The organism is Terrisphaera buseokensis (assembly GCF_047521145.2).
GTDB lineage: Bacteria > Verrucomicrobiota > Verrucomicrobiia > Opitutales > Opitutaceae > ER46.
The window spans coordinates 5471821-5486379 of the sequence record NZ_CM134186.1; the positions used below are offsets into that span (position 1 = coordinate 5471821).

The window sequence follows — 14559 nt, forward strand, 5'->3', positions numbered from 1 at the left end:
GGGCTGAGTATCCGGCTTCAGGTTACTTCGGCGACGGGACCGCGGGGGCGTCGTCGATCCGAATCACCGGCACAGGCGGAAGCTGCGACGGCGCGGGCGTCGCTTCGATCACCGGCGCCGGTTCGGCGGCGGGAGCAGCCACCGGCGGCGGGGTCGACTTCGACGTCGAGGCGCCCGACTTGGACGTGGATTTCGTCGCACCACCCGCCGGGGCTTTCCAGCCCGGGATGGTCAGTTCCATGCCCGGCTTCAGCTTGCCCGGATCGGAAATGTTGTTGGCCACCGCGAGATCGCGCTGCCGCACATCGTATTTGCGCGCGATGGCGCCGAGCGTCTCGCCTGACTTCACCGTGTGCTTGATGCCTTCGGTGCTTGCCTTGGGCGCGGGTGTCGCGTGCGGCTCGCTCTTGGTCGACGCGGCGGAGCTGGCCGCGACCGGCGTGGCCGTGCCGCCCGCGGCGGGCTTGCTCGGAATGATCAACTTCTGGCCCGGCCGGAGACTGGCGGTGGCCGGAAGGTTGTTGGCGCCGGTCAGCTGGGCGACGGTCAGATTGTTCTTCCGCGCAATCGTCCACAGGCTGTCACCGGACTTCACCGTATACGATGAGACCGGCGTGACATCTCCCACGGGCTCGGCGACGAGCACGCCGGCAACCGGCGAACCGGGCCGGGTCGGCATGACGCGCGAACCACCCGACGTGGCGGGCGCTTCGGGATTGAACGTGAGTGCGGGCGCGGGCGCAGACGTGTCCGTGGTCGACGAATACACGCTGCCCGGGGAACCGGCGGCGTTGATCACGGGCGGAGCGGACGGATTGGCAACCGTGTCACTCGGCTGTGGAGCCGGCTTGGTGGTGGAGCTGCAGCCTGGATTCGCAAAAATCAGGATGAGGGCGAAAACGTGGATGCCCACGACGATGCCGAAAATCTTCAGGATTTTCATAGGAGGAGTTGGTTTCGGTGATGAAGGTTGGGAAAGGCGGAATACTATCTGAAATTTGCGGCCGGCGCGCCGAGATTCTGCACGAGCGCCTCGAATTGTTCGCCGCGATCTTCGTAGCTGCGGAACATGTCGAAACTGGCGAAGCCGGGACTCAGCAGGACGTGATCGCCGGCCTGGGCAAGTTCCGTCGCCCGGCGCACTGCCTCCGGAAAATCCGCGCACCGTGTGTGCGCCACCCGGAACATCGAACAGTGAAACGCCAGCTCCGCGCTGGTCTCGCCGATCAGCACCGCGTGCTTGAGGCGGGATGCGATGCGATGGACGAAGCCGGCAAGGTCGCCGCCCTTGGATTTACCGCCGGCGATCAGGACGACCGGCGCTTCGAAACTGGCCAGCGCCGCTTCGACCGCGTGGAAGTTGGTGGCCTTCGAGTCGTTCCAATAGGTCACGCCCTCCCGTACCGCCACCCGAGCGAGCCGGTGCGGGCCGGGCTTGAAGGACTGGGCCGCCGCATACAGCGCCGCCTCGTCGAAACCGCTCTCGCGCCACCACGCCGCCGCCAGCAGGAAATTTTCGCGCTGCGGATAGGTCGCGAACAGCGTGCGCGCGAGCCGGGGATCGGCGGGCCGTCCTTCCGTTTCCACCTGATGGACGCCGTGGGTGGATCGCTCGAATTTCGCGGCCTGGCGGCAGACCGACGAGCCGGCGAACACCGCGCCGGCGTCCGTCCGCGCGACCAGTTGCCACTTCGCGCCAAAGTAACTCTCCAGCCCCGGGTGACGCTCGAGGTGATCCTCGGCGAAATTCGTCCACAGCGTCGCGTGCGCCCGCAGATGCTGCAACGTCTCCGCCTGAAATGAACTCACCTCGCACACGGCCGTCATGTCGCGGGCGCCGCCGCGTTTCTCCACCACCAGCCGGGAAAAGGGATGCCCGATGTTACCCGTCGCCTGCGCGTTGCGCCCGATGGCGCCCAGCGCGTGGGTGAGAAACTCCGTCAGCGTGGTTTTGCCGTTGGTGCCAGTCACGGCCACGAGGCGCCCGCGCCAGAAGAGCGAGGCGAAATCGAGCTCGCCAAAACACAGCGCACCGGCAGCACGGGCGCGCTGCAGCCACGGATGCTCCGGCGGAAAGCCCGGGGAAAAAATCACCAGCGCATGCCGCCGGGCCGCGGCCGCAGTGAAGTCCCCGCCCTTGGCGGCCTGCGCGTCGTAAATCACGCCTTCGGCCCCGATTGCCGTCAGCAAGCCCTGCACGCCGGCGCCGCTGATGCCGCCGCCGAGGATGGCGGCCGGCGGCGCGAGCGCGGACTGAAGGAACTCGGGAGGACGCAAGGGCACGGAAAAAATGATTACGAGCGGGGCGAACGCGGGAAGTGCGTCAGCGCGATCTTGATCCGGTGCCCCGCGCGCACGCGGAGAAACGCGCGATTGCCCAGCACGCGCGAGCCGCGGTTGGTGGCGAGCGGCGATGACGACGTGATCGTTGCGGAGTGCATCGACGCGGCCGAGCCGGAAAGAGACCGAGGGATGCGAAGGGGTTCGAAGGAAAACATGATTAGCGGAGTTTGAGCGTGGCGAGGCTGGCCAGGGCGAAGCCGAGCGAGATGACCCAGAAACGGAGCACGACCTTCGTCTCGGGCCAGCCCTTCTTTTGAAAATGATGATGGATCGGCGCCATGAGGAAGACCCGGCGCCCCTCGCCGTATCGGCGTTTCGTATACTTGAACCAGCCCACCTGCGTGACGACCGAGAGCAGTTCCATCACGAAGACGCCGCCCGCGATCACGAGCGTGAGCGGCTGGTGGATCATGAACGCCATCACGCCCAGCAGGCCGCCGAGCGCGAGCGAGCCGGTGTCGCCCATGAAGACTTCCGCCGGATGCGAATTGAACCACAGGAACGCCATGCACCCGCCGATGAGCGCGCCGCAGATCACGGTCAGCTCGCCGGTCTTTGGGACGTGACTGGTCAGCAGATACTCGGCGAGGAAGACGTGGTCGGCGACGTAGGCCATCACGCCCATCACCAAGGCCACCGTGATCGTGCAGCCCACCGCCAGACCGTCGAGGCCATCGGTGAGGTTGATCGCGTTGCTGAACCCGACGATCCAGAGATAAATCAAGGTGAGCAGCATCCACCACGGCATGTGTTCAATGACCGCCCGCTTCACGAACGGTACCCAGAACTCGTGAATCTTCGCCGCGCTGTCCGGATGCAGCATCAGCACGCCGAGCGCCCCGAGCGTTGCCAGCGACTGCCAGCCGATTTTCTCCCAGGAGGAGATGCCGTTGCGGTTCTTGTGCACGACCTTCAGGTAGTCGTCGCGGAAGCCGGGCACGGTCAGCGCCGCGTACACGAAGAGGCTCGTGAACACCCAGACGTTGGGCGCAGCCCACAATGCCGCGCTGACGAACACCGAGATGAAGATGATCAGTCCGCCCATCGTGGGCGTGTGCTTCTTGTCGAAGTAAGTCGCGCCGAGCGAACCGGTGCGATCGTCGATGTAGCCGTGCCCGAATTTCAGCTCCTTGAATTTCCGAATGAGCATCGGACCGAGCGCGAAGCCGATGATCAGCGACGTGATCGCCGCCAATGCCGTCCGCACCGTGATGTAGCGCAGCAGGCGAAGCGGTCCGAAATGTTCGGCATAATCTGCGAGGTAGGTCAGCACGGCAGCGAATGCGAGGCCCCGCCCTCGAAAATGCGTTCCAGTTGATAACGGCGGCTGCCCTTGACGAACACAGCGCCGCGCCACGCGGCGAGTGCCGTCACGACCGGCGCGAGCGTCGACACCATCTGGATCTGTTGGGTGACGTCACCCTGTTCGAGCGCGCCGGAACACACCTCGTGCGCCTGGGTGCCGATCACAAAGAGCAGGTCGCCCGGCCCGAGCGGAAGCGAGCGTCCAAGCGCACGATGGTAGCCAGGTGCGCCCTCGCCGAGTTCCTCCATGCAACCGATCACGAACATCCGCGGTTCGCCTGCCGGCACCAACGCGACAAACGCCGCCAGGGCATCGGCCATGGAGGCCGGGTTGGCGTTATAACAATCCAGATACAGCACGCGGCCGTCGATCCGGCGGATCTCGCCGCGCATCCTGGCCGGCTTCCAGTCCGCGAGTCGCATCTGCAGGTCGTCCCGGCTCACCCCGAGGCGCAGCGCGGCAGTCAGCGCGAGCGCCGCATTCTCCGCCATGCCGTCGGAAACGCGGCGCAAGCGAAACTCCCGGGCCGGCGGCGGGCCGAACGCCAGCGCCAGCCGCGTCTCTTCGCCCTGATGGCTCACGCTGAACGGCACCCGCTGGCCCGCGCCCGGGACGCTGTGGAGCGAGCCGGCGCGTTCGAGCACGAGCGTCGGCACGCGCAGATCACGGAAGGGCGCGAACTCCGCCGCCTGCCGGGTGAAGAGAGCAATCCCGCCGGGACGCGTCGCGGCGGGGAGCCGAGCCTTCTCGCGCGCGACGCCTTCGATTCCGCCGAGCGCCTCGGTATGCGCCGGCGCCACGAGCGTGATGATGCTCACGTCCGGCGCGATCATCGCCGCCAGCGGCTCCATTTCTCCCGGCGCACTGATGCCTGCCTCGATCACCGCGGCCGTCGTGCGCGCCGGATCGATTCGCGTGAGCGTGAGCGGGACGCCGAGGTGATTGTTGAGATTGCCCTCGGTGGCCACGACGCCGCTTGCGGCGCCACCCAGGAGGACGGCCAGCAAGTCCTTCGTCGAGGTCTTGCCCGCACTTCCAGAAATTCCGACGACCGGGCCGCGAAACGTGCGCCGGTGCTCGCGCGCCACCGCCTGAAACGCCGTCAGCGGATCGGCGACCACCAACTGCGGCAGCGGCGACGACCCGACCTCACGCGACACCATGGCTGCGGTGGCGCCGGCCGCCTGCGCGTCCGCCAGGAAGTCATGGCCGTCGCGCTTCTCGGTCTGCAACGCCACGAACACATCGCCCGCGCGGAGCGTGCGGGTGTCGAACGAAAATCCCGTGAGCGGCGCGCCAGGCCGCGCGGTCCAGCGACCGGCGGTCCAGGTGGCGAGAGTGTCTGGGACAAAGGTGGGCACGGCTGTCTAGCTGGAGACCTTGAGCGCTTTGTTTCCGATCAGTTCCCGCGCAACCTGCCGGTCATCGAAGGGAAACACCGTGTCGGCCAGTTCCTGAAAACTCTCGTGCCCCTTGCCCGCGATGAGCAGGCAGTCGCCGGGTTTCGCCATGTCGAGGGCGAGGCTGATCGCGCGCCGGCGATCGTCGATCCAGGTGATTTTTTCCGGCGCCGTTATACCGCCGCGCATGTCGTCGAAGATTTGGCTGATCGCCTCCGTCCGCGGATTGTCCGCGGTCGCGATGGCGAAATCGGCAAACTCCTGCACCGCGCGCGTCATCAGCGGCCGCTTGGTGCGATCACGATTTCCGCCGCAGCCGTAGACGACGAGCAGCCGGCCCGGCGTAATCTGGCGCAGCATGCCCAGCGCGTTGCGCAGCGCATCGTCGGTGTGGGCATAGTCGACCAGCACGTTGAACGGCTGGCCCTCCTCGATTCGTTCCATGCGGCCGGCGACGCCCTTGAACGCGCGTAACCGGCTAAGGAATACAAACGGGTCGCGGCCCAGGCCCCACGCCGTGGCGATGGCGGCGAGCAGGTTGCTCACGTTGTAGCGACCGATGAGCGGCGAATCGACTTCGAGCGTGCCGCCCGGCCAGACCAGCCGGAAGGTCGTGCGCTTGAACTGGAGCGAGACGTTCTCGGCCCGCACCTGCGCGCGCGGATCCTCGCCGAACGTGACCACGCGGGTCGTCGGCACCTCGACGCCCAGACGGGCGGCAAGTTTTTCGCCATAGGCGTCGTCGAGATTGACGACCGACACCTTGGGCACCGAGCCGCTCCCGCCGGTGAAGAGCCGCGTCTTCACGTCGAAGTAACTCTCAAGCGTCTTGTGATAGTCGAGATGGTCGCGGGTGAGATTGGTGAAGACCGCGGCGCCGAACTGCAGTCCGCGCACGCGCTGCTGATCGATGCCGTGGGAGCTGACCTCCATCACCGCGGTGCGGCAGCCGGCGTCGCGCATCTGCGCCATCATGCCGTAAATATCCAGCGCCTCGGGCGTGGTGCGGAACGACGGCACGCTGCGAGCGCCGAGATCGTAGCTGATCGTGCCGAGCAGTCCGACGGGCTGGTCGCCGTTGAGCAGCTGCTTGAGCAGGTGGGTGACCGTGGTCTTGCCGTTGGTGCCCGTGACGCCCACGACGGTCATCTCGCGATCGGGAAACTTGTAGAAGCGCTGCGCGACGCTCGCGAGTGCCACGCGGGCGTTCTCAACCTGGATGAACGTCACCTTCGCCGGCGGAAACGCCGGCATCTTCTGCGTCACGATGGCCACGGCGCCGCGGCTCACGGCTTCGTCGATGAAGCTCGCCCCGTCGGCGCGCAGTCCGGGGAGCGCGAAGAACAGCGTGCCCGGCACGACGCGGCGGCTGTCGATCACCAGCCCGGAAATGGGCCGGTCCAGCGTGCCCTTGACCGCGAGAATCTCGTCCTCGTGGAAGTAGTCGGAGAGTTTCGGCGCCATTTTGAAGATGCGATGCGTGGCCATGGCCTCGCGCCGCGTGCGGCGGGCGGGGGGCTGGAACGCGTGGATGAGCGGATAATTCTGGGCGAGATAACCAATCACGGGCGGACTCCCTGGTTTGCGGCGATCAGGCTCGCGTGAGCCGGGGCGCGGTGAGATTCGATTTTGAGAATGGGAATGAGCCGTTCGCCGATGCGCTTGAACGATGGCGCCGCCACTTTTCCGCCGTAGGCGATCCCCCGCTCGGCTTTGTGATCAGCATCGTCCACCACCACGGAAATCGCAACCCGCGGGCGGCCGGCGGGGAAGAACCCCACGAAGGACGCAATGTGATGGGAGCGATTGTAAACCCGCTTCACCGTCCCGTCGGCCTGGATTTCCTCCATGAGTTTGATCGTCGTCCCCGTCTTGCCGGCGACATCGTAACCTTCGATGGCCGCACCGACCGCCGTGCCGTCCGGCGATGCGACGCCGGTGAGCAACTGCGCGACGTTGCGCGCGGTCTCGGCGGAAACCACGCGCCGAATCTCCGTACGGCCATACTGGAAAACGACGTCACCGGCGGCATCGCGCACTTCCTTGATGATCTGCGGCCGGAGCAGCACGCCATCATTCGCAATCACGCTCATCGCCTGGTGCATCTGCAGCACCGTGGCGGAGATGGAGTGCCCGATCGGCACGCGCGTAATGTCGATCGGATCCCATTTAGCGAGCGGGCGGAGCAGTCCTGCGTCCTCCGCACCGACCGGAAATCCGAGCGTACCGCCGAAGCCGAAGGCCCGCGTGTAACGATAGAAGCGTTCCTCGCCGAGCGCCATGCCGAGCTGGGCGGCACCGCGATTGCTGGAGTGACTGACCACCTCGGCGAGCGACACGGCCGTGGGCACCTTGAAGTGGTGATCCTCGCCCGGCATCGACAGCACCCGGCCGCGATGCGCGAACGTGTTGAGCGAGCAGTCGAACATGGAACGGCGGCTGGCGAGGCCCTCCTCGATGGCCGCGGCCACTGCGACGATCTTGAACACCGAACCCGGCTCGTAGACGTCTGCCACGGCCACGTTGCGCATCCGGCGCTGCTCATCCTTCGGCACCTTGTTGTACTCGTTGGGATCGAAGGTCGGGTAATTGGCCATCGCCAAGATGAAGCCGGTGCGCGGATCGCTCACGATGATCGAGGCCTTCAACGGCTCGTAGGTCGTCGCGATGTAGGTGAGCTCCTGCTCGACGATGTCCTGGACGATGGTGTTGATCGACAGCTTCACGCTGTAACCGTCGGACGGCGGCACGCGCCGCATCAGAAACTGCGGCAGCTCGCGGTTGCGGCCGTCGCGCTCGCCCACCCGCCACCCCTCCTGGCCGCGCAGAAAGAAATCAGCGTAGGCCTCCATGCCGACGACCGCCTCCTGCTGGCGGTTCGCGTAGCCGATGATGTGGGCGGCCAGCTGCTTGTTGGGATAGACCCGGCGGTATTCGTGCAATCCATACACGCCCTTGATCCCGATCTTCATGATCTCCTCGTACAGCTTCTCCGGCACGTCTTCGCGGAGGCGGGCCCAGCGGATAGCCCGCCGCCCCTTGTCGTCGGGCGTCGGATCCACGTCCGTGTCGTCTTCGTCCGCGAAGGCAGCGGAGGTCACCGGCGTCTCGGCGACGAGCTTGAGTTGCAGAAGCGGCGGAACGGACTTCGGGGCCGGCGCGGCCGGCGTCGCCGTCTTCGCCGGTGCCGGCTCGCGAAAACGGGTGAGAAAGATGCGGCGCAGCTCGGCCTCCGGCATGTCGATTTTCTCCGCCAACTGCGGCCAGAGGTGCTGGTCCTGCGGGCGCAGCGAGGCGGGATCAACGCCGAGCACCCGGCGCGAGCTGCTGGTGGCGAGGAGCGATCCGTTTTCGTCGACGATGTCGCCGCGCCGCGCCACTTCGCGAATCGTGGTCTGCCGGGCCTTCTCGATCGTCTTGATCAGCGAGTCGCGATCAACCACGTGAAGCCACACCAGCCGCACGCCCACCCCGGCGAAGCACAGGAAGAGTGCGGTCGCGAGGAGAACAATCCGGTAGCTGGAGGCAAAACCCTTGGACATCGGATCAACGCGCGGCGAACGTCACTTTGATGGGAGCCTCGGTCGGCTGTTGCTTGGCGGTCCAGCGATTGGCGCGCTCGACCATGCGCTGGGCGACGTTCTCGGTCACGTGCACGACCTGAACCTCGTTCATGGGCACCAGGCCCAGGCGAAATTCCAGATTCGCCCGCCGCAGCAGCTCCGGGCGCTGCTCGCTGCGGATGATGGCCTCGATGTCATCGCTCCGGCGGTTCACCTCGTTGATCTCGGCCAGCAGGGTGCGGTTGGCCTTGGCCGTAACCGAAATCTGGTGACGCATCCACACGGTGCCCAGGCCCAGCGTGCCACCGAAGGTCATGGTGACGAGCAGGCACACGAGCAGCTGGTTCACGAAAGCCTGGGAGTTCTTTTTCATCGGGCGAAGGGGGCGTCGGATGCGGACGGACGTTCAGAGTTTGCGCAGCGCGCGGAGCTTGGCCGAGCGGCTGCGGGGATTGGCGGCGACTTCCGCGTCGCCGGGCGTGAGGGGCTTGCGGGTCAGGGGCTCGGCGAGCTTCACCCGCAGATCCTGCGGCGTGTGGTCGCTGGCGCTCTCCGGCTGTCCGCACTGGCGGCGGAAAAACTGTTTCACGGGCCGGTCCTCGAGGGAGTGGAAACTGATCACCGCGAGCACGCCGCCGGGCCGGTTCGCAGCGGGAGCGGCGAGCCGGGCGAACGCCGCGGGCAGCGCGCGTTCGATGGCACCCAGCTCGTCGTTGACCGCGATGCGGATGCCCTGAAACGCCCGCGTCGCCGGATGAATCCGCGACGCATGTCGGTCCCGCGCCGGAATCGCCTCCGCAATCACCGCGGCGAGCGAGGCGGTGCGAGCCAGCGCGCCGGTGCCGCGCGCGGCCACCAGGGCGCGCACGACGCGGCGCCAGTGCTGTTCCTCGCCGTAGTCCCGCACGGCCCGGACCAGCATGTCTTCCGTGGCCGTTTCCAGCCAGCGGGTCGCCGGGACGCCGCTCCGCGGATCCATGCGCATGTCCGCGGGCGCATCCTGCCGGAAGGAAAAGCCCCGCTCCGTCTCGTCGAGTTGGAACGATGAAACGCCCAGATCGAACAGGATGCCGTCGAAGTCGGTGTCCGGCAGATCCGCCAGGCGGCCGAAATCGCGATCGACGAGCGTGAACCGCCCGCCAAATTCGCTGGCGAGCACCGCAGCGCGCGCGGCCGCGGCCGGATCGCGATCCAGCGCGACCACCGTGGAGCCCGGCGCGGCCTCAAGGACGGCGCGCGTGTGACCGCCGCCGCCAAACGTACAGTCGAGGTACCGGCCGCCCGCGCGCGGCGCGAGCAGGTCCAGGACCTCGCGCAGCAACACGGGGTTATGGCCGGGGGTCATGGCACGGGCGGCAATCTCATCGAGCACGGTCGGCATCGGACGAGCCCTTCGCGCTGGATACTTTCTTTTTGGATACGGTGCGCAGCACGAGCGCGTCGCGCACCCGCGGAACCGCCCCGGCCCGGGCGGAAAACGCCACGCCGTTTTCGTCGGCCACGATCCACGCGGGAAACGCCCGGCGCACCGCCGCAGTGGCGCTCAGCGCTGACTTTCGCAGCGGAACGCGGGTGGAGAGGCTCTTTACTTTGACGACGCGGCGCATGGTTAGATGTCGAGGCGACGCATGAGGTCGCCAAAGTTTTCGCCCGCGGTGCGAGACTCCTCCTGCTGCCAGCGGACGGGGTTGTAGATGTTGAACTTCGTGAGCGATCCGACGAGGACCGCATCCTTCTCGAGCCCGGCGTGCTTCAGCAGCGCCTCGGTCAGACCGATGCGCCCGGCTTTATCGAAGGAAAATCCCTGCGTCTGGGAGAAGAACCGCGCGCTGAACGCCTGCGCCGCCGCGTCGCTCAGCTTCATCGCGGAAATTTTTTCGTGCAGCTTGTCGACCTCGCCCGGGGGCAGCACCGCGATGTATCCATCCGGGTGCGGCGTCGCGAGAAACGTGTCCTCCTGCGCGTGGGCATGACGCCACTCCGACGGGATCGTGAGTCGACCCTTGTCGTCCAGCGTGTGCCTAAAAAGGCCCGTGAAGACTGCTTTGCCTGGCTGCGCCATTTTTACTGGGACATCCGACCGCCCCATTTCGCACCATTTCAACCCATTTTAACCCCCACGGAGCAAGCCAAAAGCCTCTGATTCAGCCGGAAGTTACTCACTTATTCACAGGGCGGTTAGCTCGTAGCGCGCGGGTCGACGTCCAACCAAACAGTTTATTTACGAGGCACTTGTTTTGATCCGGCAGGGAGCGGTTTTCGTTTCCCTCCTGCGATCAGCGGACACGGGCGATACGATCGGACCTGCGCGACGCGTCATTTAACCAACCGGCGCGCCCAACCCGGATCCCCGCGACTCCGGTGCGGCCCCCACCCCCTCGATCACTTCCGATTCAACGCCAGGCCCGAGCGCGTTGCGGTTCGGGCTGGGGAGGCCATCACGGATCAGGCTGAAGCGGCGCTGAAGACACGACGAGGACACGAGAGCTCCCGAGCCGCGATGACCCTTACGGCGTCCAGGGTTAGGCCCACTGTCAGGCGCTGACGGATGCTACACCCGCCAAAACGAGCAGAGGGCCGCGCACGGTGTGCACGGCCCTCTTGCAAGGGAAGGCGCGAGGCTGTCAGGGGTTCGCCCACTCCGCTCTCGCTGCCAAAAAATGCGCTGGCCGCGGGCACCCACATGCACCGCGGCCAGCTTTATCTAGGGGTAACCAAATTCTTGGATCAGAACGAGTGCTCGATGGCTGCGTAGCCCACCGGTCCCCGGAAGTTCGTGTTGCCTCCAGTTGTGTCGTTGCGGCTCTCCACGTACCCAACCTTAGCAGTGCCGACGAGTTTTGGACTGAATTTGTGCTTTAACCCCAAGGTCACCGAGTAGTCGCGCCCGCCCGCCCCGAGGGGATCCGTGGCAGCGGCAATGGCGGGATTATAATTGTTCGCTTTATAGTAGCTGCCCTGAATCTGCGCGTCGGTGTTTTTGTCGATGACGTACCCCGTGATCAAGGTACCAGTCCAGTAGTTGTTGTCGGCATTCCGAAGGACATCATTGGCCGAACCGCCCGCTCGCGGGTAGGCCGTGCTTAGTTTGTCCCAGATGAACGAGAGGTTGCATTGCACGTAGACGGACTTGTTCGGATTCCAGTCGATCGTCTCCGCGAGCTGATACCGGCGGGAGTCGTTCGAATCGCCCTCGAGGTAACCATCTTCGGCGATACTTGCCTTGCCGCGCTGGACTACATAGCGCGTGGCGAAGGCGAGCACCGGACTGGGCCGCACTGTGGCAGTCATGCGGGCGCCATAGATGTCGAAGTTCAGGGTGTAGTAGCCACCGAGAGCCGTGCCCAATCCCCGGAAGTCGTTCTCGTGATCCTTGGTGAAGAATTCGCCCCGCAACGTGAGAGCTTTCGACGTCACCCAGTTTCCACCAATCTTCAGATTTGAATGCGTTTCTTTCACATGATTGTTCGTGCCCAACGGCGCGGAGAGGACGACCGGACCGGCAGACGAGGTCGTGATGCCACCATAAATCGTCCGATCATCACCCGGGGCCGTCCGATAGTCCCAATTGCCGAACAGCGTCAGGTTCTTGATGCCAACGTACCGTACGCTCAGTTCAGGAATCAGCGGTTGGTCCGTAACCTTGGACGAATTCTGCGTGGTCAGCGGTACAGCCGTGACGACGCCCGTGGCCTGGACGATCATGTTGCTCACATAGACGGCCTGGAAGTTTCCGGTCGTATCGAAATCCTCAGCCTTGAGCGCTACGTTGAGCTCCAAATCCTTCGCCGGTTTGGTATCGATCCCCACCACGCCGGTCCAAACCTTCTGCTTGGCTGAACCCGAACCATTATAGGAATACGGGGGACGTCCGGCGGGCGTGAAACCACCTACCTCGGTCCGCACGCCAGCTGCGGTTTGAATGCTGGCCGTGATGAGCCGCGAGCCGGTGGTGTCGATGGACGCGGTGCGATAGCTGCCACTCACATAGGCTTTTGCTTTTGGATTTAGGACAAACTCCACTTTCGCCAGGGCCGTCACGCTGCTTTCCTTGAAACCCTGCGCGTCGAAACCTTTGTTCTGATTGTTGGCCAGCGCGGGCGGAACCAAGGTGGGCGGATTCGCAGGAATCGCCGGGAAGGGCTTCAGTTCGCCGGGATAACGATCGACGGAACGCGTGTTGCGATTGTCGATCTCGTTGCCGAGAAGCGCGACACGATACGTGGCGTTTCCGACCGTGTGCTTGACCGCCGCTTCCCACGCCTGATTGCGTTCGTTGAGATCGATGTAAGCGGGAATGATTTTCCGGTTGGCGGAAACCACATTCAATGAGGACAGCGACGAGATCGGCACTCCGGTGAAATCGGTGTCACCCCAAATCGTCGAGTCCTTGCGACCGGTCCGCGTCGAATTCGAGTAACTAAACGTGAATACGGGCGCCTTCGGGAGTGCGATGGTGCCGTTCACGAAGAATTTTCCTCGATCGACGTACAATGCCCGCTTGTAGATCGGCATCCAGGCATTGTTCAGCGGGAAGAAACCACCGACGCCATCGTAGAACGTGCGGAACCGCTTGTAGCCCACTTCGAATGAGCCCACTTCGCTTTTCACGAGCTTGTACTGAAGGAGATAATCCTCGGCACCGGGGAGAATCCTCCCGTTAACCTCAGACGAGGTCGTCTTGGAAATTTCCTTATAATAGTTGAACTCCTCGATTCCGCCAAACCCGGTCTTTGGTTCGCGGGTCCGCGTTTGATACGACGACTTGCTGCCGCTGAGCGACGGAAGCTGTCCTGAGACTTTGATATAGTTGTTTTCCGGAACCGGCATCGCGTCGGTCTCAGCAGCGCGCACGGGAGCAACCCCGAGCAGGGCGCCAGCCAGAAGGCCAGCCGGGTAGCAGAGGAAATGTTTCACGTTCATGGCTTTCAGGTTCGCGAGGTTAGTAGCGTAGGGGCTTGCTGGCGTTGGAGCCGTGGACTGCTTCATGGCAGCCCGCGATCCAACAGGTGCCGTTCTGAAGGCGGGTGCGATGGTCCTCGCCACCCACGAATATGGCTCCATTGCGATCGGTCGTCTGAAGGTGGCACCGGAGGCACAGGTTCGCATCACGCGCCACGAGCATTTTTTGATTCACCGAGCCGTGAGGATTGTGACAGGCGACACACCCTTCCCGCATGGCGTTGTGCGCAAAAACAAACGGCCCCTTTTGCGCGGTGTGACAGGATGTGCAGTTCTCGTTCTGAGCTTCGAGCGAAGCGCCACTGCCCCGGATGGCATGACCTTCGTGCGGGTCATGGCAGTCGCCGCACGACATCTTTCCGTTCATCACCTGGTGGCTGTTGGCGAGTGAGAATTCACCGCGCTTGTCGAGGTGGCACTGGAAGCAGGTTTCGGAGGTCTTTCTCGGATTGATGATGTTTCCCTTCGTCCCGCCCGCCTTCACGTGAAGGCTGCCGGCGCCATGACACGACTCGCAGGACGTGCTTCCGAGCGAGGCATCGGCGACTGAGACCTTGGCGTGTAGCGAAGTATGGATCTTCGACGTTTGTTCTTCATGGCACTCGACGCATCCCTTGTTGCCGACGAATGCCGCGCCAGCCACGAACGGCGGGGCCAGCATGGTTCGATTAACGGCCACACAAGATATGAGCAGCAGACCCCATACAGCTGTACCGCCGAAGAGGACGGTGTTTTTGGTCAGGCGCGGTCTAAAGTTCATGGTGGTTGAATTGGGTTGGCTTGGGCAGCGCGGGACGGAATGTCTGAATCGTCACCCCCCTTTATGCCTGATGATCGGCCATCTGGCTGCGCAGGAATTGCCAAGGGCTGCGCGGGCCTTGGTATTCTTACGCAGGGACGTTGGCATTTACTGCACAGCCGCGTGCGATCACGCCAGCGGCACGGGGACGTTTTCAGAGGAGAAACGGGCTTCAGGCTGCGATGC

The 14559-nt window shown here is 64.6% G+C and carries 13 protein-coding genes; all 13 read right to left on the minus strand.

Annotated features, from left to right (window positions below; translation table 11 throughout):
* Positions 1 to 22 precede the first annotated feature (22 nt).
* Positions 23 to 943 (minus strand): muramidase family protein, encoded by a 921-nt coding sequence (locus ACLJEU_RS20555; RefSeq protein WP_414663232.1) that lies wholly within the window; start codon positions 941 to 943, stop codon positions 23 to 25.
* Between the two features lie 44 nt (positions 944 to 987).
* A complete protein-coding gene (gene murD, locus ACLJEU_RS20560) occupies positions 988 to 2283 on the minus strand; it encodes a UDP-N-acetylmuramoyl-L-alanine--D-glutamate ligase (protein ID WP_414663233.1) in 1296 nt (431 codons plus the stop codon).
* An 11-nt stretch (positions 2284 to 2294) separates the two neighbouring features.
* Complete coding sequence (locus tag ACLJEU_RS20565; protein ID WP_414663234.1) at positions 2295 to 2441, minus strand: hypothetical protein; 147 nt, start codon at positions 2439 to 2441, stop codon at positions 2295 to 2297.
* Between the two features lie 59 nt (positions 2442 to 2500).
* Positions 2501 to 3616 (minus strand): phospho-N-acetylmuramoyl-pentapeptide-transferase, encoded by a 1116-nt coding sequence (gene mraY, locus ACLJEU_RS20570; protein WP_414663235.1) that lies wholly within the window; start codon positions 3614 to 3616, stop codon positions 2501 to 2503.
* Entirely contained in the window at positions 3610 to 5010 is a 1401-nt protein-coding gene (locus ACLJEU_RS20575) for a UDP-N-acetylmuramoyl-tripeptide--D-alanyl-D-alanine ligase (RefSeq protein ID WP_414663236.1), read from the minus strand. Before ACLJEU_RS20575 ends, mraY begins: the two co-directional genes overlap by 7 nt.
* 6 nt (positions 5011 to 5016) lie before the next feature.
* On the minus strand, positions 5017 to 6615 hold the full coding sequence (locus ACLJEU_RS20580) for a UDP-N-acetylmuramoyl-L-alanyl-D-glutamate--2,6-diaminopimelate ligase (protein WP_414663237.1): 1599 nt from the start codon (positions 6613 to 6615) through the stop codon (positions 5017 to 5019).
* The gene (locus ACLJEU_RS20585) at positions 6612 to 8591 is read right to left on the minus strand and encodes a peptidoglycan D,D-transpeptidase FtsI family protein (protein ID WP_414663238.1); all 1980 of its coding nucleotides are present in this window, start codon (positions 8589 to 8591) and stop codon (positions 6612 to 6614) included. The genes ACLJEU_RS20580 and ACLJEU_RS20585 overlap by 4 nt, the downstream gene beginning before the upstream one ends.
* 4 nt (positions 8592 to 8595) lie before the next feature.
* Positions 8596 to 8985, minus strand: coding sequence for a hypothetical protein (locus ACLJEU_RS20590; RefSeq protein ID WP_414663239.1), 390 nt, complete (start codon positions 8983 to 8985; stop codon positions 8596 to 8598).
* Between the two features lie 33 nt (positions 8986 to 9018).
* A complete protein-coding gene (rsmH, locus tag ACLJEU_RS20595; RefSeq protein WP_414663349.1) occupies positions 9019 to 9957 on the minus strand; it encodes a 16S rRNA (cytosine(1402)-N(4))-methyltransferase RsmH in 939 nt (312 codons plus the stop codon).
* Positions 9958 to 9973: 16 nt separating this feature from the next.
* Entirely contained in the window at positions 9974 to 10219 is a 246-nt protein-coding gene (locus ACLJEU_RS20600; RefSeq protein ID WP_414663240.1) for a hypothetical protein, read from the minus strand.
* Positions 10220 to 10221: 2 nt separating this feature from the next.
* Positions 10222 to 10674: a division/cell wall cluster transcriptional repressor MraZ gene (locus ACLJEU_RS20605; RefSeq protein WP_414663241.1), complete on the minus strand. Its 453-nt coding sequence runs from the start codon at positions 10672 to 10674 to the stop codon at positions 10222 to 10224.
* Positions 10675 to 11339: 665 nt separating this feature from the next.
* Positions 11340 to 13658, minus strand: a complete 2319-nt coding sequence (locus tag ACLJEU_RS20610; protein WP_457795282.1) for a hypothetical protein — start codon at positions 13656 to 13658, stop codon at positions 11340 to 11342.
* A complete protein-coding gene (locus ACLJEU_RS20615) occupies positions 13555 to 14334 on the minus strand; it encodes a cytochrome c3 family protein (RefSeq protein WP_414663242.1) in 780 nt (259 codons plus the stop codon). Before ACLJEU_RS20615 ends, ACLJEU_RS20610 begins: the two co-directional genes overlap by 104 nt.
* Between the last annotated feature and the right edge of the window lie 225 nt (positions 14335 to 14559).